Source organism: Parviterribacter kavangonensis, assembly GCF_056863335.1.
In genome coordinates this window covers 429892-449916 of record NZ_JBXPJA010000003.1, presented here as the reverse complement: position 1 = coordinate 449916, position 20025 = coordinate 429892, and the positions used below count along the sequence as shown (strand labels likewise).

Annotated in this window: 24 protein-coding genes and 1 riboswitch; of the genes, 16 read left to right on the top strand and 8 right to left on the bottom strand. The window is 73.3% G+C overall.

Features of this window, described 5'->3' with window-relative positions; genetic code table 11:
• Nucleotides 1–45: 45 nt before the first annotated feature.
• From AC1UE4_RS22060 to thiO, 4 genes are all read right to left on the bottom strand, one after another.
• Nucleotides 46–519 (bottom strand): ester cyclase, encoded by a 474-nt coding sequence (locus AC1UE4_RS22060; protein ID WP_482919806.1) that lies wholly within the window; start codon nucleotides 517–519, stop codon nucleotides 46–48.
• A gap of 5 nt (nucleotides 520–524) precedes the next feature.
• Nucleotides 525–1283, bottom strand: a complete 759-nt coding sequence (locus AC1UE4_RS22055; protein ID WP_482919485.1) for a thiazole synthase — start codon at nucleotides 1281–1283, stop codon at nucleotides 525–527.
• A gap of 7 nt (nucleotides 1284–1290) precedes the next feature.
• On the bottom strand, nucleotides 1291–1500 hold the full coding sequence (thiS, locus tag AC1UE4_RS22050; RefSeq protein ID WP_482919484.1) for a sulfur carrier protein ThiS: 210 nt from the start codon (nucleotides 1498–1500) through the stop codon (nucleotides 1291–1293).
• Nucleotides 1497–2495, bottom strand: coding sequence for a glycine oxidase ThiO (gene thiO / locus AC1UE4_RS22045; protein ID WP_482919483.1), 999 nt, complete (start codon nucleotides 2493–2495; stop codon nucleotides 1497–1499). The genes thiS and thiO overlap by 4 nt, the downstream gene beginning before the upstream one ends.
• Nucleotides 2485–2588: riboswitch (TPP riboswitch) on the bottom strand. (Overlaps the previous gene by 11 nt.)
• A 6-nt stretch (nucleotides 2589–2594) precedes the next feature.
• Between thiO and thiE the strand changes: the two genes are divergently transcribed.
• The 4 genes from thiE to AC1UE4_RS22025 are packed head-to-tail and all read left to right on the top strand — an operon-like array spanning nucleotide 2595 to nucleotide 5666.
• A complete protein-coding gene (gene thiE / locus AC1UE4_RS22040) occupies nucleotides 2595–3218 on the top strand; it encodes a thiamine phosphate synthase (RefSeq protein WP_482919482.1) in 624 nt (207 codons plus the stop codon).
• Nucleotides 3219–3713 carry a hypothetical protein gene (locus AC1UE4_RS22035; RefSeq protein ID WP_482919481.1) on the top strand — a complete coding sequence of 165 codons (495 nt, stop codon included), beginning with the start codon at nucleotides 3219–3221 and terminating at the stop codon, nucleotides 3711–3713.
• A gap of 11 nt (nucleotides 3714–3724) precedes the next feature.
• The gene (gene lpdA, locus AC1UE4_RS22030; protein ID WP_482919480.1) at nucleotides 3725–5095 is read left to right on the top strand and encodes a dihydrolipoyl dehydrogenase; all 1371 of its coding nucleotides are present in this window, start codon (nucleotides 3725–3727) and stop codon (nucleotides 5093–5095) included.
• Nucleotides 5073–5666, top strand: a complete 594-nt coding sequence (locus AC1UE4_RS22025; protein ID WP_482919479.1) for a DsbA family protein — start codon at nucleotides 5073–5075, stop codon at nucleotides 5664–5666. The genes lpdA and AC1UE4_RS22025 overlap by 23 nt, the downstream gene beginning before the upstream one ends.
• Before the next feature lie 13 nt (nucleotides 5667–5679).
• Here AC1UE4_RS22025 and AC1UE4_RS22020 read toward each other — a convergent pair whose 3' ends face one another.
• On the bottom strand, nucleotides 5680–7065 hold the full coding sequence (locus tag AC1UE4_RS22020) for a TolB family protein (protein ID WP_482919478.1): 1386 nt from the start codon (nucleotides 7063–7065) through the stop codon (nucleotides 5680–5682).
• 64 nt (nucleotides 7066–7129) lie between these two features.
• On the bottom strand, nucleotides 7130–7546 hold the full coding sequence (locus tag AC1UE4_RS22015; protein WP_482919477.1) for an SRPBCC family protein: 417 nt from the start codon (nucleotides 7544–7546) through the stop codon (nucleotides 7130–7132).
• A gap of 46 nt (nucleotides 7547–7592) precedes the next feature.
• Here AC1UE4_RS22015 and pdhA point away from each other — a divergent pair, with 46 nt between their 5' ends.
• Genes pdhA through AC1UE4_RS22000 form a run of 3 tightly spaced genes read left to right on the top strand, consistent with a single transcriptional unit; the run spans nucleotide 7593 to nucleotide 11142 of the window.
• Complete coding sequence (gene pdhA, locus AC1UE4_RS22010) at nucleotides 7593–8750, top strand: pyruvate dehydrogenase (acetyl-transferring) E1 component subunit alpha (protein WP_482919476.1); 1158 nt, start codon at nucleotides 7593–7595, stop codon at nucleotides 8748–8750.
• Nucleotides 8751–9737 carry an alpha-ketoacid dehydrogenase subunit beta gene (locus tag AC1UE4_RS22005; RefSeq protein ID WP_482919475.1) on the top strand — a complete coding sequence of 329 codons (987 nt, stop codon included), beginning with the start codon at nucleotides 8751–8753 and terminating at the stop codon, nucleotides 9735–9737. It abuts the gene before it with no gap.
• 46 nt (nucleotides 9738–9783) lie between these two features.
• Nucleotides 9784–11142, top strand: coding sequence for a dihydrolipoamide acetyltransferase family protein (locus AC1UE4_RS22000; protein ID WP_482919474.1), 1359 nt, complete (start codon nucleotides 9784–9786; stop codon nucleotides 11140–11142).
• Here AC1UE4_RS22000 and AC1UE4_RS21995 read toward each other — a convergent pair.
• Nucleotides 11139–11759 (bottom strand): hypothetical protein, encoded by a 621-nt coding sequence (locus tag AC1UE4_RS21995; protein ID WP_482919473.1) that lies wholly within the window; start codon nucleotides 11757–11759, stop codon nucleotides 11139–11141. The two genes, AC1UE4_RS22000 and AC1UE4_RS21995, sit on opposite strands and share 4 nt — an antisense overlap.
• An 83-nt stretch (nucleotides 11760–11842) precedes the next feature.
• Complete coding sequence (locus AC1UE4_RS21990; protein ID WP_482919472.1) at nucleotides 11843–12445, bottom strand: hypothetical protein; 603 nt, start codon at nucleotides 12443–12445, stop codon at nucleotides 11843–11845.
• 157 nt (nucleotides 12446–12602) lie between these two features.
• Between AC1UE4_RS21990 and AC1UE4_RS21985 the strand changes: the two genes are divergently transcribed.
• The 9 genes from AC1UE4_RS21985 to AC1UE4_RS21945 are packed head-to-tail and all read left to right on the top strand — an operon-like array spanning nucleotide 12603 to nucleotide 20015.
• Nucleotides 12603–13112 carry a LuxR C-terminal-related transcriptional regulator gene (locus AC1UE4_RS21985; protein ID WP_482919471.1) on the top strand — a complete coding sequence of 170 codons (510 nt, stop codon included), beginning with the start codon at nucleotides 12603–12605 and terminating at the stop codon, nucleotides 13110–13112.
• 22 nt (nucleotides 13113–13134) lie between these two features.
• Nucleotides 13135–13806 carry a lipoyl(octanoyl) transferase LipB gene (gene lipB / locus AC1UE4_RS21980; RefSeq protein ID WP_482919470.1) on the top strand — a complete coding sequence of 224 codons (672 nt, stop codon included), beginning with the start codon at nucleotides 13135–13137 and terminating at the stop codon, nucleotides 13804–13806.
• A 53-nt stretch (nucleotides 13807–13859) separates the two neighbouring features.
• A complete protein-coding gene (lipA, locus tag AC1UE4_RS21975) occupies nucleotides 13860–14789 on the top strand; it encodes a lipoyl synthase (protein WP_482919805.1) in 930 nt (309 codons plus the stop codon).
• A gap of 18 nt (nucleotides 14790–14807) precedes the next feature.
• A complete protein-coding gene (locus AC1UE4_RS21970; RefSeq protein WP_482919469.1) occupies nucleotides 14808–15521 on the top strand; it encodes a rhomboid family intramembrane serine protease in 714 nt (237 codons plus the stop codon).
• The gene (locus AC1UE4_RS21965; RefSeq protein WP_482919468.1) at nucleotides 15518–15694 is read left to right on the top strand and encodes a hypothetical protein; all 177 of its coding nucleotides are present in this window, start codon (nucleotides 15518–15520) and stop codon (nucleotides 15692–15694) included. The genes AC1UE4_RS21970 and AC1UE4_RS21965 overlap by 4 nt, the downstream gene beginning before the upstream one ends.
• Nucleotides 15691–16692, top strand: coding sequence for a D-alanyl-D-alanine carboxypeptidase family protein (locus AC1UE4_RS21960; protein WP_482919467.1), 1002 nt, complete (start codon nucleotides 15691–15693; stop codon nucleotides 16690–16692). The genes AC1UE4_RS21965 and AC1UE4_RS21960 overlap by 4 nt, the downstream gene beginning before the upstream one ends.
• Before the next feature lie 35 nt (nucleotides 16693–16727).
• Entirely contained in the window at nucleotides 16728–17711 is a 984-nt protein-coding gene (gene fni, locus AC1UE4_RS21955) for a type 2 isopentenyl-diphosphate Delta-isomerase (RefSeq protein WP_482919466.1), read from the top strand.
• Nucleotides 17708–19195, top strand: coding sequence for a phytoene desaturase family protein (gene crtI, locus AC1UE4_RS21950; protein ID WP_482919465.1), 1488 nt, complete (start codon nucleotides 17708–17710; stop codon nucleotides 19193–19195). Before fni ends, crtI begins: the two co-directional genes overlap by 4 nt.
• Complete coding sequence (locus AC1UE4_RS21945; protein WP_482919464.1) at nucleotides 19182–20015, top strand: phytoene/squalene synthase family protein; 834 nt, start codon at nucleotides 19182–19184, stop codon at nucleotides 20013–20015. The genes crtI and AC1UE4_RS21945 overlap by 14 nt, the downstream gene beginning before the upstream one ends.
• Nucleotides 20016–20025: the final 10 nt, after the last annotated feature.

Genomic DNA, 20025 nt, shown 5'->3' with positions numbered 1-20025 from the left:
GGAGTTGAGCAAGGGAGCGCCCGGGATCGGCCGTTCGGCCGGTCCCTACTGGCGCGAGCGAAGGCCGAAGCCGCGCAGCATGAGCAGCGCCTTGCCGCCCAGCGACCCCCGCTCGGGGAGGATCCCGAGCTGCACCCCGGCGTGGTAGGCGTCGAGGAACGTGCGGACGCGGAAGATGCGCTCCTCCTCCTCGGCGAGCTCGCAGACGAAGACGGCGTGCACGACGACGAAGCGGCCGGTCGCGGGCAGGCCCTCGAGCTCGCCGCGGTGCGTCGCGACGAGCTTGACCGGGTCGCTGACGTGGCGGTCGCCGATCATGAGCGGGCCGGTGCGCTCGATCCGCACGTCCGGGAACGCCTCCCACATCTGCTGCACGTGGGCGGCGAGCGCCTGCGGGCCGTCGACGGGCTCGGGTAGCAGCGGGTCCTCGTAGTGGACGTCGGGCGTGCAGAGCGGCGCGAACGCGCCGGGGTCCTTGCTCGCCCATGCCGCGTCCCAGGCGTCGAAGAGGTCGTCGATGGCGTTCAGAACTGCGGCACCCCTTCGCTGGTCGTCGACTCCTCGGCGTAGCGGCGCCGCGGGATGCGCCCGGCGCCGCGGGCGAGCAGCCCCGCCTGGACGGCGAGCGCGATCGCCCGCCCCATCGCGATCGGGTCCTGCGCCTTGGCGATCGCGCTGGCGGCCATGACGCCGTCGCAGCCGAGCTCCATCGCCAGCGCCGCGTCGCTCGCCGTGCCGACGCCCGCGTCGAGGATCACCGGCACGCCGGCCTGCTCGACGATGAGGCTGAGGTTGTACGGGTTGCGGATGCCCATGCCGCTGCCGATCGGCGACCCGAGCGGCATGACGGCCGCACAGCCGACGTCCTCGAGGCGGCGCGCGAGCACGGGGTCGTCGGTCGTGTAGGGCAGCACGGTGAAGCCGGCCTCGACGAGCTCCTCGGCAGCGAGCAGCAGCTCGGGCGCGTCGGGCAGCAGCGTACGGTCGTCGCCGATGACCTCGAGCTTGATCCAGTCCGTCCCGAAGGCCTCCCGGGCGAGCTTCGCGGTGATGACGGCGTCGCGCGCCGTGTAGCAGCCGGCGGTGTTCGGCAGGACGTCGACGCCGGCCCGGTCGAGCACGTCGACGAGCCCGGTGCGCCCGACGGTGTCGACGCGCCGCAGCGCGACGGTCACGAGCTCCGCCTCGGTCGCCGAGATCGCGGTCTCGAGCAGATCCAGCGTCGGGAACCCGGTCCCCAGGATGAGGTGACTCGTGTACGTGCGGTCGGCGATCGTCAGCACGTCTCGGTCAACCTCCCTGCACCGCGGTGACGACCTCGACCTGCGCGCCGTCTTGGAGGTGATGGCGCGGCCATTCGCCGCGCGGCACGACCTCCGCATCGACCGCGACCGCCACGCCGCGGCCCTCCGCCGGCACCTCGAGATGCGTGAGCAGCGAGGCGATCGTCGTCCCGTCGGCGACCGTCTCCGGCCGCCCGTTCACCACGATCGCGGTCACGCCGTCACCAGCCCGAGCGTCTCGACGACCTGGCGGGCGGTCGCCGGCGCGAGGAGCACGCCGTTGCGGAAGTGGCCGGTCGCGATCGTCACGCGGCCCTCCCGGCGGACGATCGGGAGGTTGCCGGGCGAGCCGGGGCGCAGGCCGGCGATGGTCTCCTCGACGACGAGCTCGGACAGGCCGGGGACGATCTCGGTGGCGTCGCGTAGGAGCTCGAACAGCCCGCCGGCCGTGACCGTGGTGTCGAAGCCGCGCTCCTCCATCGTCGCGCCGAGGACGTACCGGCCGTCGCCGCGCGGAACGAGGTAGCCGCCCTCGAAGCGCAGCACCCGGGCGACGAGCGGGGCGTCGTCGCGGTGGCCGGGGTCGCGCAGGCGCAGCGTCTGGCCCTTCACCGGCCGGACGGGCACGTCGGCGAGCGCGCCGGTCCACGCGCCCGCGGCGACGACGACCTCGCCGTCGATCTCGTCGAGGCTCGTGATCTCGCGGGTCTCGACGGGAACCCGTTCCTTCAAGGCGGCGACGACCGCGCGCGGGTCGACCGCGAAGTCGCCGGGCACCTCGAGCGCGGCGCGGATCGCAGGCGCCAGCGCGGGCTCGAGCCGCCGCGCCGCGCTCGGCCGCAGACGCTCCACCGGCAGGCCGAGCCGCTCGCGGAACGCCGCCTCGCGTTCGAGCGCCTCGGCCTCGTCGCGGTCGCGTGCGACGTGCAGCGTTCCCGCCGTGTGCATCGGCACGCCGAGCTCCGCGGCGAACGCCGGCCACGCCGCCGCCGCCTCGAGCCCGAGCTCCAGCAGCTCCGGGTTCGAGAACTCCGCCTCCGAGACCGGCGCCAGCATCCCCGCCGCGACACGCCACGCCCCGTCGCCGCCGCGGTCGTAGACGACGACGTCCCACCCCGCCTGCTGCGCCCGGTACGCGATCGAGAGGCCGACGATCCCGCCGCCCACGACGGTCAGCGGCTCTGCGGTCTTCGGGTGATGAGTGGAGGTCAAGAGGTCTCCCTTCGCCGGCATGATCCGGATCAGGTCGTGACGGTCGGCGCTGTGCCCTCTCAGCCCGCGTCGCGGGCTCCCGTGTCACGCTGAAGGCTAGTGCAAGGTCTCGCGACTGCTCGGCTCTACTTCGTCTGCGGCTGCCGTCCCGGCGGGCGGCCGCTTGCCGACGTGCTGCGCCCGGCGCTCGCCGCGGGCGTCGACGTCTTCCAGCTGCGCGAGAAGGACGGGCCCGACGACGTCGTCCTCCGCCACGCCGAGCAGGCGCGCGCGCTGTGCGACGAGCACGGCGCGACGTTCATCCTCAACGACCGTCCCGACCTCGTCGCGGCGGCCGGTGCGGACGGGGTGCACGTCGGCCAGGACGACACGCCGGTCGCCGAAGCCCGCGCGGTCGTCGGCGACGACCGGATCGTCGGGCTCTCGACCCATTCCGAGGCGCAGGCCGACGCGGCGGGCGGCGTCGACTACTTCGCCGTCGGCCCGGTACACGCGACGCCGACCAAGGAAGGACGGCCGGCGATCGGTCTGGCTCCGGTGCGCCACGCGGCGGAGACGGCGACCGTGCCGTGGTTCGCGATCGGCGGGATCGACGCCGACACGATCGGCCCGGTGCTCGACGCCGGCGCGGCCCGCGTCGTCGTCGTCCGCGCGATCGCCGAGGCGGACGATCCCGGCGCGGCGACGCGCGCGCTTCGCCACCGGCTGGAGGTGATGGTCTAGATGGGCCAGCGGAGCCGGAAGCGGCGCGATCCCGCGGAGGAGCCCTCGCCGGGCGACGCGATGCGGCGCGGATACGCCCGCGGCCGCGAGCGCGACGAGCAGCTCCGCGCGGAGCTCGAGCCGCTCGCAGCGGGCGAGCGGCCGGGCGCCGTCACCGTCGCGGCGATCGTCGCCGCCCTCATCGCCATCGCGAACGTCGTCCTCTGGGCGGCCGGCGTCGAGGTCGACGGGAGGAAGCCCGCGGCCGGCGGGACCTTCGTCTTCGCCGGGCTGATGGCCGCCGCCGCGATCGGCATGTGGCGGGCGCGGTACTGGGCGGTGATCGGCTTCCAGACCCTGCTCGCGCTCGTCCTCGTCATCGCCGCGCTGAACGTCTTCGTGGTCAAGGACGTGCTCGCCGGGATCGCCTACGTGGCGATCCTCGTCCTGGGCGGTTTGTTGTTCTGGAAGCTCATCCGAGCGATGGCTCGCTTGCAGATGCCGGCACGCGGCTAGATTCCTGCCCCATGCCCGAGAGCTCCTACGACTGCATCGTCATCGGTTCCGGACCGGGCGGGTACGTCGCGGCGATCCGCGCGGCCCAGCTCGGCATGAAGACGGCCGTGGTCGAGAAGGGAGAGGTCGGCGGCCGCTGCCTGAACGTCGCGTGCATCCCCGCCAAGGCCGTCCTCCGCTCGGCCGACATCCTCACCGAGGTTCGCGAGGCCGGCGACTTCGGCATCACCGTCGCCGAGCCGAGCGTCGACTTCGGCGCCGTCAGCGACCGCCGCAAGAAGGTCATCAAGACCCTCACGGGCGGCGTCGCGGGGCTCTTCAAGAAGAACGGCATCGACGTCATCGAGGGCGTCGGCGCGCTGACCGCGGACGGGAACGTCAAGGTCGGCGAGAGCGAGATCGGGGCGGGCAAGGTCATCATCGCGACCGGGTCGGTTCCGAAGCCGATCCCCGGCACGGAGTTCGGCGGGCGCGTCATCGGCACGGAGGAGGCGTGGGCGTTCGAGGAGCTCCCGGGTTCCCTGGCCGTCGTGGGCGCCGGCGCGTCGGGCAGCGAGATCGCGTCGGCCTACGCGCGGCTCGGCACCGAGGTGCTTTTGTTTGAGGCGCTCGACCGCGTGCTGCCGACCGAGGACCCGGACATCTCGAAGCTCGTCGAGCGCGGTCTGAAGAAGCAGGGCATGAAGGTGCTCACGAAGACGCTCGTCGAGAACGTCAAGAGCGGCGACGACGGCGTGACCTTCACCTACGGCGACAACGAGGGCAAGGTCGACTGGCTCGTCATCGCGGCCGGCCGCGGGCCGGACGTCGAGGCGCTGGGCCTCGACGCGGCGGGCATCGAGCTCGACGACCGCGGGCTCATCGCCGTCGACGGCGCGCTGCGCACGTCGAAGGAGAACGTGTACGCGATCGGCGACCTCGTCGCGGGCCCCGCGCTCGCCCACAAGGCGTCGGACGAGGGCATCATCGCGGCCGAGGACGCGGCCGGGAACGAGACCCACCCGCTCACCCACGTCGACATCCCGCGCGCGACGTTCTGCACGCCGAACGTCGGCTCGTTCGGCCTCACCGAGCAGCAGGCCAAGGACGCCGGCTACGACGTCGTCGTCGGCAAGCTGCAGTACGGCGCGGTCGGCGCCGGCACGGTCTACGGCGACCGCACGGGCCTCGTGAAGGTCGTCGGCGAGCGCAAGTACGGCGAGCTGCTGGGCGGCCACATCGTCGGGACGCGCGCGACGGAGCTCATCCAGGAGCTCGTCAACGTCCGCGAGCTCGAGGGCGGCTACAGCGAGGTCGCGCGCATCGTGCACGGCCACCCGACGCTGAGCGAGGCGGTCATGGAGGCCGCGCGCGACGCCGATGGCTGGCTCATCCACGGGTAGCCACACCGTCGTCGACCTCGCCCCGGCGGAGGAGCCGGCGGGGCGCGCCTTCTACTTCGATCTCTCCTCGCCGGACGCGTGGCTCGCGGCCGAGCGCGTCCTGCAGGTCGTCGAGCAGCCGTGCGAGTGGATCCCAGTCGAGCTGCCGTTCGACCCCGCGTTCCGCTGCGCGGAGGAGGAGGCGTCCTACCGCGAGGACGTCGAGCGCGCGGCCGCGGCGCAGGCGCTGCCGGGGGTCCGGTGGCCGGCGTCGTTCCCGTTCGACTCGTCGCTCGCCCAGCGCGCGGCGACGTTCGCGAAGGGCGGCGGCAAGGCGGTCGGGTTCGCGCTCGCCGCGTTCCGCCAGGCGTTCAACGGCGGCAAGGGGCTCGACGACGAGGCGACGGTGCTGATCGCGGGCGCGGCGGTCGAGCTGCACCCGCGCGCGCTGCTGATCGGAGCGGACAGCAAGGCGACGCGCCGCCGCCTCGAGGAGGCGACGGCGCTTGCGGTCGAGCGCGGCGTGACGAGCACGCCCGCGCTGTGGGTCGACGGCAGCGTGAGCGAAGTGCCGCGCACGCACGGTGCCTGACCCCGTTGTTGCGCTAGCGGACGGCCAGCCGCTTCTTGGCGGTCTGGGCGGCGCCTCCGGCGTTCGGGCTGAAGGTGACGGTGGTGGCGAGCTTGCCGCGCAGCGCGCGGCGCTTCTTCGCCGCGAGGCGGATCGTCAGCGTCTTCGGCCCGGCCTTCGCGACCTTCGCGCGGGCCTTGCCGGCGCCCTTCACCGTCACGGCGAGCGTCCCGGCGCCGGGGGCGACGACCCTCACCGCGAGGCCCTTCGAGGTGCGGCGCAGCGACGACGCCGTCACGCGGCCCGCCGCGGCGCCCGTGGTGGGAGCGGCGACCGGGGCCTGCGGGGCGGCGACCGGGGCGGCGGGCGCCGCGGGCTTCGCCGGGCGGCTCGCCGGGACGTCGGCGGGACCCCAGTCGGGCTGCTTGGCGCCGGGCACGATCACCTTCAGCGCCGCGCCGGCCGGCAGCGCGCAGGCGCCGCTCAGGTCGACGCCGGTGACGACCTGCACGCCCTCCGCGTCGGAGTAGGCGAGGCCGGTGCCATCGGGCGACCACGACGGGCTCGCCGGCGCCGTCTCCTTCGAGTCGTGCTTGCCCTCGGGCGTGATGCGGAAGCACGCCTCGGGTTCGGCCGGGATCACGCCGTTCGTGCGGTAGACGCGGATGTGCCAGTCGACGGGCGAGGGCTCCCTCGCGACCGCCGCGAGCTTCGACCCGTCACGCGACAGCTCCGGGTCCTTGACGTCCCACGAGCCCATGATGCCCTCGCGGAACCAGCGCACGAGCGTGCTCTTGCCGCCCGCCGCGATCCCGTCGTTGACGACCGCGTGCTCCGACAGCGGGACGCCCGCGTCGGAGCGCATCAGCGAGTCGTCGTCGATCCACGACCCGTCCTTCCAGCCGGTCAGGTTGCCGCCGAACTCGTCCCACGCCGTGAGCCGGTCGGGGTGCGTGATCGCGGTCCCGCTCTCCAGCCGGTTCTCCATCACGTTGAGGATCGGGTTGTACGAGTAGTGCTGCCAGTAGTACGTGTAGGAGACCTTCGAGCCGTCGGGCGAGATCTCCGGGTCGAACGGCCCGTGGAAGTAGTTCGTCGACGTGTCCTTCGAGTCGGGCGCCGATGCGGGCGGCGGGCCGTCCGAGACCGGCGTCTGGAGCTCCGCGGTCACGTTCCCGAGCCGGTCCAGACGATGGAGCGTCTCACCGGTCAGCGCCATGATCGTCCCGTCGTCGGCCTGCGAGGCGTAGCTGTACGCGCCGGAGTCCGTGACCTGGAACTGCCGCGCGCCGTCGGGCGTCGTCAGCCAGACGTTGCCGTCCTTGATGTACGAGATCGAGTCGGCCGACGCGACGTCGGCGGCGGCGCCGACGGCGAGCGCGGTGGCGGCGATGGCGAGGAGGGAGCGGGGAGCGGGCATGGCCGGGACGATCGCCCCACCACCCACGGCGTACATCGGGGGTGTCCCCGGTGTTCGCGCAAGATCAGACCCGGGTCGTAGGGGGTGTCCGACCCCGATCGGCCACCCGGGCGAGGTTGCGCACGAGCAGCTGCACGACCGGCGCGTAGGTCACCTTCAGCGCCGCCTCGACGGCCGGCGACGCGATGATGTCGACGGCGACGGTCGCGCCGCCGGGGCGCGGCTCCACCCGGTGCACGAGCTCGGCGGGGCCGACGCGCCACGTCCACGAGCGACCCGGCTCCTTCGCGGTGATCCGGGCCGGGATCGGCACGACGCCGAGCAGCCGGGCGGCGCCGAACGCTCCTTCGCGGACCTCCGGCTCCCCCAGCCCCCACGCGCCGCGCAGGTGCGGCGCCCACTGCGACCAGAGCGCCGGGCGAGCCAGCAGCTCCCATGCCCGCTCGGGGCTGGCCGTGGTGTCCGCGGAGCACGTGAGCACATCGTCTCGACTACCCGCCGAGCCGCGCTAGTGTGCGCCACGACGGATGGCAGAGCGCGTCGCCGATCGTTCGCAGGACCACGAGCTCCCGGAGCCCGATCAGGCGCGTGAGTGGCTCACCGCGATGGTCCTCATCCGCCGCTTCGAGGAGCGCGCCGGCGAGATGTACGCCAAGGCGAAGGTCGGCGGGTTCCTGCATCTCGCGATCGGCGAGGAGGCGACGATCATGGGGTCGGTCCGCGCGCTGCGCGACGAGGACTACCTGATCTCGACGTACCGCTCGCACGGCCACGCGCTCGCCCGCGGGACGCACCCGAACGCCGTGATGGCGGAGCTCTTCGGCAAGGAGACCGGCTGCTCGAAGGGCCGCGGCGGGTCGATGCACATGTTCGACCACGAGAAGCGGTTCATGGGCGGCTACGGGATCGTCGGCGGCAACCTGCCGCTCGGCGCCGGCCTGGCGCTCGCGTCCGACTACCAGGGAACGGACGACGTGACGCTGTGCGTGTTCGGCGACGGCGCGTCGAACCAGGGCACGTTCGGCGAGACGATGAACCTCGCCGCGCTGTGGAAGCTGCCCATCGTCTTCCTCGTCACCAACAACCGCTTCGGCATGGGCACCGCGGTCGAGCGCCATTCCGCGGTCACCGACCTCAAGCTCAAGGGCGAGTCCTTCGGCGTCCCCGGCTTCGACTGCGACGGCATGGATCCGGTCGCGACGTACGAGGCGACGCGGGAGGCCGTGCGCCTCGCGCGGGAGGAGCGCAAGCCGGTGCTCGTCGAGGCCGAGACGTACCGCTTCCGCGGGCACTCGATGGCCGACCCCGAGGAGTACCGGTCGAAGGAGGAGGTCGAGGAGTGGCGCAAGCGCGACCCGATCGAGACCTTCGGCAAGCGCCTGGTGGACGAGGGCGTGCTCTCCGAGGACGAGCTGTCGAAGCTCGACGAGGAGGCCGTCGCGCGCGTCGACGAGGCGGTGCAGTTCGCCGACGAGTCGGACTTCCCGCCGCCCGAGTCGCTCTACGACCACATCTACGTGCTCGGCGACCAGGTCAAGGGCTGGCACTCCGTCGACACCCGCGGCGAGGGCGTCCACCGCGGTGAGGACGAGCGCTCGATGGGCGAGCTCGGCGCCCGCGCCGCCGGCCACCGCGAGGCGAGCAACAGCGGCGGCGACGCCGAGGACTCGCCGGGAGACGAGTAGGTGGCCGAGCTCCGCTACCGCGAGGCGCTCAACGCGGCGCTGCGCGAGGAGATGGACCGCGACGAGCGCGTCTTCCTTATGGGCGAGGACATCGGCGTCTTCAACGGCGCGTTCAAGGTCACGAACGGGCTGCTGAAGGACTACGGCGAGAAGCGCGTCCGCGACACGCCGATCTCCGAGAACACGATCGTCGGGATGGGGGTCGGCGCGGCGATGGGCGGGCTGAGGCCGGTCGTCGAGCTCATGACGATCAACTTCTCGCTGCTGGCGATGGACCAGATCGTCAACCACGCCGCCGCGATCCACTACATGTTCGGCGGAGCGGTCAAGGTGCCGATGGTGGTGCGCATGCCGCAGGGCGCCGGGCACCAGCTCGGCCCGACGCACTCGCACTCGTTCGAGGCGCTCTACCTCCACGTGCCCGGGCTGCTCGTCGCCGTGCCCACCACGGCGGCCGATGCGAAGGGGCTGCTGAAGGCGGCGATCCGCGACGACAACCCGGTCGTCTTCATCGAGCACGAGTCGCTGTACGGGCAGCGCGGCGAGGTGCCCGACGACGACGACCACCTCGTCGAGTTCGGGAAGGCGCGGGTCGCGCGCGAGGGCGGCGACGTGACGATCGTCGGCATCTCGCGCATGGCGCTGACCGCCGAGAAGGCGGCGGAGACGCTCGCGTCCGAGCACGACATCGAGGCCGAGGTCATCGATCCGCGCACGCTGCGCCCGCTCGACCTCGACACGATCCTGCAGTCGGTCGAGAAGACCAACCGCGCGGTCATCGTCGAGGAGGGCTGGCCGCACGGCGGTGTCGGCGCGAACCTCGCGGCGCTCATCCAGGAGCAGGCGTTCGACCACCTCGACGCGCCCGTCGCCCGCGTGACCGGCGCCGACCTGCCGATGCCCTACTCGAGGCCGCTCGAGCAGATCGCCTTCCCCCACGAGCCGCAGATCATCGAAGCGGTCCTCGGAACGTTCCGGGACCTGTGAGGAGAGCCCGTTGCCCGACGTCGTGATGCCCCGTCTCTCGGACTCGATGGAGGAAGGGACCATCCTGCGCTGGCTCAAGCAGGAGGGCGACGAGGTCAAGAAGGGCGACGAGCTCGCGGAGATCGAGACCGACAAGGCCACCCTCACCTACGAGGCCGACGCCGACGGGATCTTCACCCCGGTCGCCTCCGAGGGGGACACCCTCGCGATCGGCGAGGTGATCGCGAAGATCGGCGAGGCGAGCGAGTCGTCTTCGGCCGGCGACGACTCCTCTTCGGCCGGCGAGGAGAAGAAGGGCGGCGAAGACGAGGAGGGCGACGACTCCTCTCCGCGCGCCGACGAAGAGGAGGAGGGCGGCGGCGAAGAGGACGAGGGCGGCGAAGAGGAGGGCGGAGACGACTCGCCTCCCGCCGGCGAAGAGGACGAAGGGGACGGCGACGAGGACGACGAGGCCTCTTCGAACGGCGCGGGTGATGGGGAGCGGGTGAAGGCGTCTCCGGTTGCGCGGCGGATCGCGAAGGAGCGGGGCGTCGATCTCGCGTCGGTCGAGGGGACCGGTCCGGGTGGGCGGATCATCAAGTCCGACGTGGAGGGCGCGGAGGAGAAGGCGCCGGCGAAGGAGGCCGAGGAGCACGAGCCGACGCCGGCTGCGGCGGCGTCCGCGGCGCCGCCGCCGAAGTCCGAGCCGGACGTCGCCGAGCGCGGGACCGCGAAGGGCGACGTGCGGATCGAGGAGCTGACGCGGACGCAGCAGATCGTCGCGCGGCGGATGGCGGAGTCGCGGGCGACCGTCCCGGACTTCACGGTCCAGACCGAGGTCGACATGGAGCGCTGCGTCGAGCTGCGCGAGGAGCTCAAGCGCGCCGCCGGCGAGGACGGGATCGCGCCGTCGTACAACGACATGGTCGTCAAGGCCGTGGCGATGGCGCTCAAGGAGTTCCCGCGGGCCAACGGCGCGTACCGGGACGGCCGCTACGAGCTCTACTCGCGCGTCAACATCGGCGTCGCCGTCGCGGCGCAGGACTCGCTCGTCGTCCCGACGATCCACGACGCCGACCTCAAGAACCTCGGCACGATCGCGCGCGACACCCGCAAGCTCGCCGCGCGGGTCCGCGACGGCACGATCACGCCGCCCGAGTTGTCGGGCGGCACGTTCACCGTCTCGAACCTCGGCATGTACGGCGTCACCGAGTTCACCGCCGTCATCAACCCGCCACAGGCGGCGATCCTCGCCGTCGGCTCGATGGTCCCGACGCCGGTGGTGCGCGACGGCGAGGTGGTGGTGCGGAACGTCATGAAGATGACGCTCGTCTGCGACCACCGGATCCTCTACGGCGCGGACGCGGGCCAGTTCCTGAGCCGGGTGCGCGAGCTGCTCGAGGAGCCGCTCGGGATGGCGCTCTAGGGCTGCTGCTGCTGCAGCACGGCGACCGTGCCGCCGACGACGTCGTCGACCTGCTGCACGGCGCGCCCGGTGTTCCGAACGGTGTCGGCCACCGCGCCGGCCGTCCCGCGCACGGGGTCGCCGCTGCTCGGCACGACCTGGTCCGCAGCGGCGCCGGCGGCGTCGCCGGCCTGCTGGACGGTGCCGGCGACGGCCGATGTCGTCTGCTCGACGGCAGGTGAGACATCGGGCGTCGCCGGCGTGTCCGGCTTCGGGACGGGCGTGCCGGGAAGGTCGGAAGCCGGAGTGGGCGCCGTGGTGGGCGTCGCCGTCGCGGGGCGCTGCGGCGCCGTGCCGGTCGTGGGAAGGACCGACGTGCGGCGTTCCACGGAAGGCCGTCGCGCGGGGGTGCGGCCGAGCACGATCGGGGCCGCGGCCGGTCGGCGCGGGCGCAGGGCGGCGCCCGGAGCGCTGGCGGCGCGGGCGCCGGCAGCGGCTGCGGCCGGCGTGGCCAGCGGCACGTCGCTGAGGACGATCCGGGTGACGTCGTCCTCGGGGTCGATCCCCGGCCAGCCCCGCACGGCGACGGCGGCGCTGATGAGGAAGAGCAAGGTCACCGAAGCAGCGACGAGGGACATGCCCGCACCGCAGCTCGCGACGAACGCTCGCGTTACCCGCACATCCACCTCATCGTCACGACCTCCGGGTTCCTTGAATCACGTCAGAACCCTGCGGTCCGGCTGAGCGATTCGTTCGATTCGCGGTTCTCGTCGACCTTGATGCCGGGCGGCGTCGTGTCGGTCCGGACGAGCACGCAGAACCACCGCTTCGGGTCCGGACCCGGCGAGCAGGTGCGGTAGAGGTCCTCGTCGACGCGCAGCACCGTCGCCTGCTCCGGATGGCGGCGGAACTCGGCCGGCGCGTTGCGGTGCGCGAACGAACGCCCGGCGAGCAGCGCCGCGGTCGCGTCGCGCCGCTCGGCGTCGCGTCCCGCGTCGTGCGCGAGCCCGCCCGCGAGCAGCCCGGCCGACACGCACAGCAGCGCCACCCGGCCCGTGTAGTCCTGCGCGACGACCCGCGGGAGGTCGGGGCGCCGGCGCCGCAGCGGGATCGCGGCGAGCGGCCCCACGACGGCGACCGCGAGCAGGTTGAAGAAGCCCGCCAGGAGCAGCGCCGGCACCAGATCGGTGCCGCGGTCGCCGGCCAGCGGGAACTGCCCGAGGAACACCGCGTCGGCGATCGTGAGCAGCCCGAAGAGGGGCCACAGGAGGGCGCCCCGCCAGCGCCAGCGCAGTCGTGCCCGCCACAGCGACTCGGTCGCCATCGACCGGAGAGTAGGGCGTTCGCGCCCATTGCCACGAACACCGCAAGGAACCGCAGCCGCCTCCGTTGTGTCCGACATGGGGTCGACGAGCGTGGTGATCGGTGGTCGCAACGCGGCCGTGCGGGAGGCGATGCGCGAAGCGCTCTCCTTCGCTGGGATGACCGTCGCCTTCGAGGCGGTCAGCGGAGAGGAGGCTGCGCTGCTCTGCGGCCTTGAACGACCCGGCGCCATCGCGCTGGCCTTCGACCCGACGCTGCTCGAGGCACCGCGGGAGCTGATCGAGCTGCGCAACGCCGTCCCCGAGGTGCCGATCGTCGTCGTGTCGTCGGCGACCGGCCGGCGCCCGGTCGACAAGGCGCTGCGCAACGGCGCCTGCGGCTACGTGTACGCCGACCAGGTCCATCGCACGCTGCCGGCGGCCATCGCGGCGGTTCGCGCCGGGCTCATCGCGGTGCCGACGTCGCTGCGCCGCCACGCGGTGGCGCCGACGTTCTCCATGCGCGAGAAGCAGGTGCTCGACCTGGCGGTGCAGGGCTACACGAACACGCAGATCGCGCACGAGCTGTTCCTCGCCGAGAGCACGGTCAAGAGCCACCTGTCGGCCTGCTTCCGCAAGCTCGGCGTGAGCTCGCGGTCCGAGGCCGCCGAGGCCCTCGCCCACACGTAGAGCGCGTGCCACACTGGAGGTCGTGCGGGACGACCTCTGGGTGTGCCGGCTGGGACGGCAGTCGTACGGCGACGCGCTCGCCCTGCAGCACCAGCTGCGCGAGGCGCGGCAGGCCGGCGAGGTGCCCGACCTGCTTCTGCTGCTCGAGCACGACCCGGTCTACACGCGCGGCCGCCGCAGCGACCCGTCCGAGCTGCCGATGGACACCGGCATCGAGGTCGTCGACGTCGACCGCGGCGGCAAGGTCACCTACCACGGCCCCGGGCAGCTCGTCGGCTACCCGATCATGGCCGTCGACGACGTCCTCGCGTTCGTGCGCACGATGGAGCGGGCGATGATCACCGCGCTCGCCGACGAGGGCATCGCCGCCCGCTCGCGCGCCGACGAGGGCCGCGACTACACGGGCGTGTGGGTCGAGGACCGCAAGATCGCCTCGATCGGCGTGCACATCCAGCGCGGCGTGAGCACGCACGGCTTCGCGGTGAACGTCGACGCCGACCTGCGGCCGTTCGAGTGGATCGTCCCGTGCGGCCTGTCCGGCGTCGCGATGACGTCGGTCGAGCGCGAGCGCGGCGACGCCGACATGGACTGCTTCCGCAAGCGCATGGCGTTCCGGTTCGCCGAGGCCTTCGACAAGCGCCAGCGGCTGGTGTCGCGGGACCGGTTGAGCCGCTCGCTAGTCTCGGCTACGTGAGCACCGACGCTCCTCGCAAGCACCAGACGCGCTCGCGGGCGAACCCGGGCGGGATGGACGTCCTCAAGGTGCTCGGCGGCGAGGTCCGCCCGCTGCGTGAGCGCAAGCCGCCGTGGTTCAAGGTCCCGGCGCCCGGCGGGAAGCGGTACCTCGAGCTGCAGGGGCGGATCAAGGAGGAGAACCTCCACACCGTCTGCCAGGAGGCCGCCTGCCCCAACATCGGCGACTGCTGGGAGCGCGGGACGGCGACCTTCATGATCCTCGGCGACACGTGCACGCGCCGCTGCGGGTTCTGCAACGTCAAGACGGGCAAGCCGACGTGGAACGACCCGCTCGAGCCCGCGCGCGTCGCCCGCTCCGTCGCCCGGATGGGCCTGCGCTACGCGGTCGTGACGAGCGTCGACCGCGACGACCTGCCCGACAAGGGCGCGCGCATCTGGGCCGCGACCATCCGCCAGATCCGACGCCAGGCGCCGAGCTGCAAGGTCGAGGTCCTCACCCCCGACTTCCAGGGCCACGAGATGCCGCTGGCGACCGTCATCGCCGAGCGCCCCGACGTCTTCAACCACAACGTCGAGGTCGCGCCGCGCCTGTACCCGGTCGCGCGCCGCGGGTCGCGCTGGCACCGCTCGCTGCGCGTGCTCTCCAACGCCAAGGAGATGGGCGAGGGCGAGGTCAGGACGAAGTCCGGCTTCATGGTCGGGCTCGGCGAGACGCACGAGGAGCTCGTCGAGGCGTTCGGCGACCTGCGCGAGCACGGCGTCGACTTCCTCACCGTCGGCCAGTACCTCCGCCCGAGCGAGCGCCATCTCCCCGTCGTCCGCTACTGGCACCCGGACGAGTTCAAGGCGCTCGAGGACGCGGCGTACGCGCTCGGCTTCGAGCACGTGGCGGCCGGCCCGCTCGTGCGGTCGAGCTACCACGCCGACGAGGCGGTCAAGCACGACCAGCCCGGCGTCGGCCCGCTCGCGGCCGCGCAGTAGCCCGGCCCGCTCCGCCGCTTGTTCCCGCTCAAGGACAACATCCCGACCGATCGGCTGCCGATCGTCACGCTCGCGCTCATCGTCGCGAACGTGCTCGTCTACTTCTTCCTGCAGGACGGCGGCTGGGAGGTCACCTCGAACACCGCGGGAGCGTGGCCGGTCAGCGACTACGCGGCCGTCCCGTGCGAGCTGAGCGGCGAGTGCGCGTCGTCCGGCTCGGTCGCCGACATCCCGACCGTGTTCACCTCGATGTTCATGCACGGCGGCCTGCTGCACCTCGGCGGCAACATGCTGTTCCTGTGGATCTTCGGCAACAACGTCGAGGACGCCATGGGGCCGGTGAAGTACCTGCTCTTCTACCTCGCGGGCGGCGTCGCGGCGATGGCGCTGCAGACGCTCGTCGACCTCGACGGGGTGACGCCGACGCTCGGCGCCTCGGGCGCGGTCAGCGCGGTGCTCGGCGCGTACATCGTCCTGCACCCGCGGGCGCGGGTCATCACGCTCATCTTCATCGTCCTCTTCTTCACGATCGTCGAGCTGCCGGCGATGCTCGTGCTCGGCCTGTGGTTCCTCCAGCAGCTCGCGTTCGCCGCGCTCGACTACGGCAGCGCCGGCGAGGGCGGCGGCGTCGCCTACTTCGCGCACATCGGCGGGTTCGTGTTCGGCCTCCTGCTGGTGCGGGTGCTCGCGACGCGCGAGCGGCCGTCGGCGCCCGCGAGGTACCGCGTGTGAACCGCAACCCGGTGCTCGTCGCGGCGCTGCTCTTCATCGTCCTGCTCGCCGTGCTGACGATCGTCGTCGCCGTGCGCAACGGACCGGACGTGCTGACCCTCGCCTCGCTGCTCGTCCTGGCGATGTTCGGGTTCGGCATCGTCGGCGCGTTGCGCGATCCTCCGCAGGGATGAGCGGTCCGTTCCTCGACACGCCGCGCCGACGGCGCGAGGAGCAGCGACGCCGTCGGGTCCGCCGGCGCCGCGTCGTCGCCGTGGTCGTGCTCGCGCTGATGCTGGGCCTCGGCGTCATGGCGGTGCGCGCCGACAGCCCCGGCGGGCGCGGTCCTGCGCGGGCCGCTGCGCCGCCGGTCGACGCGCGTGCGCCCGGCGGGCAGACCGCGCTCGGCCCGCTGTCGTCGGCCGTCGATCTGACGGTGCCCGACCGCCTGCGCGTGCCGTTCAAGAAGCCCCCGCGCGCGGGCCTGCTCGTCAACGTCGACACCGGCGAGGTGCTGTGGCGCCGCAACGCGACGCGCGCCCTGCCGATCGCGTCGGTGACGAAGATGATGACCGCGCTCGTCGCCGTCGACCACCTCGGGCCGGACGACAAGGCGCGCATCACGAAGGCCGTCCTGAACTACAGCGGCTCGGGCGTCGGCGTGCTTCCGAAGGGCAAGCGCGTGAAGGCCGAGACGCTGCTCTACGGCCTGCTGCTGCCTTCGGGCAACGACGCGGCGCGGGCGCTCGCCTTCCGGGTCGCCGGCAGCCTGAACGGGATGGTGCGGATGATGAACGAGCGGGCCGCGTCCATGGGCCTTCGCTGCACGCGCTTCGCGTCGGTCGAGGGGCTGAGCGACCGCAACCGCTCGTGCCCCGCTGACCTCGCGGTCATCGCGCGGCGGCTGCTCGACACGCCGCGGCTGGCGAAGATCGTCCGTACGCGCACGATCCGGCTGCCGATGCAGATCAAGGGCGGGCGCGCGGAGATGTGGAACCACAACCCGCTCGTCCTGCGCGGCTACCCGGGCGTGCTGGGGATCAAGACCGGCTTCACCGACGCCGCGGGGCGCTGCCTCGTCGCCGCGGCGCGCCGGCGCGGCGTGCGGCTCGCGGCGATCGTCCTGCACTCGCCCGACCCGGGCAAGCAGGCGCGCCAGCTGCTCGACCGTGGCTTCCGAACGCTCGACTGAACCTCACGGCGTCCCCGCGCGTACACCCGGGGACGATGCCGATCCCTGCCCGCAAGGCGGAGCACCTCACCATCGCCGCGGACGGCGGCGTCGAGCACCGGTCGAGCACGGGCCTGGAGGCCGTGCGGCTGCTGCACCGCGCCCTGCCGGGGCGCGACCTCGGCGACGTCTCGCTGGCGACCACGCTGCTCGGCTTCGAGCTGGGCGCGCCGCTCATGGTGAGCGCGATGACCGGCGGAACGCCCGAGGCGGCGGCGATCAACGAGGCGCTCGCCCGCGCGGCGGTGGAGCACGGGACGGCGATGGTGCTCGGCTCCGGCCGCGCATTGCTCGAGGACCCCGGGCTGCTGAGCACCTACCGGCGCGGCCCGCGGCCGCCGCTGCTGCTCGCGAACCTGGGTGTCGTCGGGCTCGACCCGGAGAGCGCGAAGCGGCTCGTCGACCTGCTCGGCGCCGACGGGCTGTCGGTGCACCTCAACGCCGTCCAGGAGGCGGTGCAGCCGGAAGGCGAGCCGCACTTCGCCGACGCCGCGGAGCGGATCGCGGCGGTCGTGGAGGCGCTCGCGCCGCTGCCCGTCGTGGTCAAGGAGGTCGGCTTCGGCATGTCCGCGCGCGACGTCCTGGAGCTGAGCCGCGCGGGCGCGGCCGCGGTCGACGTCGCGGGCGCGGGCGGGACGAACTGGGCGACGATCGAGGGGCGCCGGACGCCGTCGGCCGGCGCGGTGGCGGCGGCGTTCGGCGACTGGGGCGTCCCGACTGCGCGGGCCGTGACGTCGGCAGTGCGTGCCGCGCCCGGGTTCCCCGTGCTGGCGAGCGGCGGGCTGAAGGACGGCGTCGACGTCGCGAAGTGCCTGGCGCTCGGCGCGTCGGCGGCCGGCCTGGCGCGGCCGCTGCTCATCGCCGCGCAGGCGGGGCGGGCCGGCGAGGCGCTCGGCGTGGTGGTCGAGCAGCTGCGCATCGCGACGTGGGCGTGTGGCGCCGAATCGGCGTCCGCGCTCGACGGAGCGCACGTCGTATGAGGGTCGTCGTGATCGGCGCGGGGCTCGGCGGGCTCGGCGCGGCGCTGCGCCTGCAGGGCGCGGGTCACGACGTCGTCGTGGTCGAGCAGCGCGACCGCCCCGGCGGCCGGGCCTACCAGCTGCGCGACGCCGGGTTCACGTGGGACACCGGGCCGTCGCTCGTGACGATGCCGTGGGTCCTCGAGGACGTCTTCGCCGCGGGCGGGATGGACCTCCACCGCGAGGTGGCGCTCGAGCGGCTCGACCCCTTCTACCGGATCTTCTGGGACGGCGAGGACGAGCACCTCGACTTCGTCGCCGACCGCGATCGCATGCGGGGCGAGATCGCGAAGTTCTCGCCGCGCGACGCGTCGCGGTTCGACGGCTTCATGGACGCGATGCGGCCGGTGTACGAGGAGGGCATCCTGGCGGCCGGCCGGCGGGAGTTCTCCTCGCTGGTGGACCTCGCGCGCTTCACGCCGAAGATGCTGCGGCTCGGCGCCGCGGCGCCGTTGTGGCACGCGGTCGGCCGGCACTTCTCGCACCCGCGCATCCGCGAGGCCTTCTCGTTCCACTCGCTGTTCATCGGCGGCGATCCGTTCCGGGTGCCGGCGATCTACGGGGCGCTCGTGTACCTGCAGTTCCTCGACGGCGTCTGGTACGCCCGCGGCGGCGTCTACTCGATCGTCGAGGCGATGGCGCGGGCGCTCGACGTGCGCTGCGGGGTCGCGGCGACGCGCGTGCTGCACCGCGGCGGGCGCGTGACGGGCGTGGCGCTCGCGGACGGGACGACGCTGCCCGCCGACGCGGTCGTCTCGAACGCCGATGCGCTGCGGACGCACGAGCTCGTCGGCCGGCGCCCGCCCGTGAGGCGGCAGCGACCGACGATGTCGTGCTTCCTGCTCTACCTCGGGACGGATCGCCAGGTCCCGAAGCTGCTGCACCACACGCTCTTCGTGGGACGCGGCTTCAAGCCGTTCATCCGCGACGTGACGCGCACCGGGAGGCTGCCGTCGACGTTCTCCACCTACGTCCACGCGCCGTCGCGGACCGAGCCGGCGATGGCCGCGCGCGGCGGCGACTCGGTCTGCGTGCTGCTGCCCGTGCCGAACCTGCGTGCGCGGGGCGTGGCGTGGGATCGCGGCTCCGCGGACCGGCTGCGCGACGCGCTGGTGCGCGACCTCGAGACGACGTTCGGGCTCGACGGGCTCTCGGCGTCGGTGGTGGTCGAGCACCGGATGACCCCGGCCGACTTCGCGTCCGAGCTCGGCGCGGTCGACGGCAACGCGTTCGCGATCGAGCCGACGCTGCACCAGTCCGCCGCGCTGCGGCCGCCGAACCGCGACCGGGGACTGCGCGGCCTCTACCAGGTCGGGGGCGGCACGCATCCCGGCGCGGGCATCCCCGGCGTGCTCCTCGGCGCGGAGGTCACGGCGTCGCTCGTGCAGTCCGACTTCGGGCCCGCGCGGTCCGTGCGAAGGGAGGTGGCCCGTGTCGGCTCCTGACACGACGCTGCTCGAGGCGCGGACGACGACGCGGCGGGTGGCGCGGACGTTCTCGATCGCCTGCCGGCTGCTGCCGCGGGCGGTCCGCGACGACGTGTACCGGCTCTACCTCGTGTTCCGCACGCTCGACGACCTCGTCGACTTCGGCGACCCGGGCGCCGAGGCGGCGGTCGCGGCGGTCGAGGCGTGGTGCCGCGGCGGGTTCCCGGTGTCGCGCGAGGCGCTGATCCTCGACGAGCTCGACCGCTTGTACGGGCTGCCGCGCGGGGCGCTGCTCGACTTCTGCCGCGGGATGCGCGACGACCTCGCGGGCGAGCCGATCCTCACCGAGGAGGCGCTCGACACGTACTGCTACCGCGTCGCCGGGACGGTCGGGATCGTGATGGCGTCCGTGCTGGGGACGCGGCCGGGCAGCGATGCGCTCGGCGCCGCCGCCGCGCTGGGCAAGGCCATGCAGCGCACGAACATCCTGCGCGACATCGACGAGGACATGGCCGCGGGGCGGATCTACCTGGCGCGCGAGACGGTCGAGCGGTTCGGATCGGTGGCGCCGGGCCGCCGCGCGGCGCTGCTGCGCGACCAGATCGCGCGCGCCGACGCGCTGTACGACGAGGGCTGCGGCGGCATCGACCTGCTGCTGAGCGGCCGGCGGGCGATCCGCGCCGCGGCCGGGATGTACCGGGAGATCCTGCGGCAGATCGAGCGCGAGGGCTACGGCGCCCGCGCGGGCCGCGTCGTCGTCCCGCGGTCGCGCAAGCTGCTCGTCGCCGCGCGGAACGGCGTGGTCGGGAGCGGCGCGGCGTCGATCCTCTCGGCGTGAGCGCCCCGGC

Coding starts and splice junctions, on each gene's coding strand:
- AC1UE4_RS21990 (WP_482919472.1), bottom strand. CDS start 12,445: ATGGCGACCGAGTCGCTGTGGCGGGCACGACTGCGCTGGCGCTGGCGG.
- AC1UE4_RS21960 (WP_482919467.1), top strand. CDS start 15,691: ATGAGCGGTCCGTTCCTCGACACGCCGCGCCGACGGCGCGAGGAGCAG.
- fni (WP_482919466.1), top strand. CDS start 16,728: ATGCCGATCCCTGCCCGCAAGGCGGAGCACCTCACCATCGCCGCGGAC.
- AC1UE4_RS22000 (WP_482919474.1), top strand. CDS start 9,784: ATGGAGGAAGGGACCATCCTGCGCTGGCTCAAGCAGGAGGGCGACGAG.
- crtI (WP_482919465.1), top strand. CDS start 17,708: ATGAGGGTCGTCGTGATCGGCGCGGGGCTCGGCGGGCTCGGCGCGGCG.
- AC1UE4_RS21995 (WP_482919473.1), bottom strand. CDS start 11,759: ATGTCCCTCGTCGCTGCTTCGGTGACCTTGCTCTTCCTCATCAGCGCC.
- AC1UE4_RS22020 (WP_482919478.1), bottom strand. CDS start 7,065: ATGCCCGCTCCCCGCTCCCTCCTCGCCATCGCCGCCACCGCGCTCGCC.
- AC1UE4_RS22025 (WP_482919479.1), top strand. CDS start 5,073: ATGGCTGGCTCATCCACGGGTAGCCACACCGTCGTCGACCTCGCCCCG.
- lpdA (WP_482919480.1), top strand. CDS start 3,725: ATGCCCGAGAGCTCCTACGACTGCATCGTCATCGGTTCCGGACCGGGC.
- pdhA (WP_482919476.1), top strand. CDS start 7,593: ATGGCAGAGCGCGTCGCCGATCGTTCGCAGGACCACGAGCTCCCGGAG.
- AC1UE4_RS21985 (WP_482919471.1), top strand. CDS start 12,603: ATGACCGTCGCCTTCGAGGCGGTCAGCGGAGAGGAGGCTGCGCTGCTC.
- AC1UE4_RS22035 (WP_482919481.1), top strand. CDS start 3,219: ATGGGCCAGCGGAGCCGGAAGCGGCGCGATCCCGCGGAGGAGCCCTCG.
- lipA (WP_482919805.1), top strand. CDS start 13,860: ATGGACGTCCTCAAGGTGCTCGGCGGCGAGGTCCGCCCGCTGCGTGAG.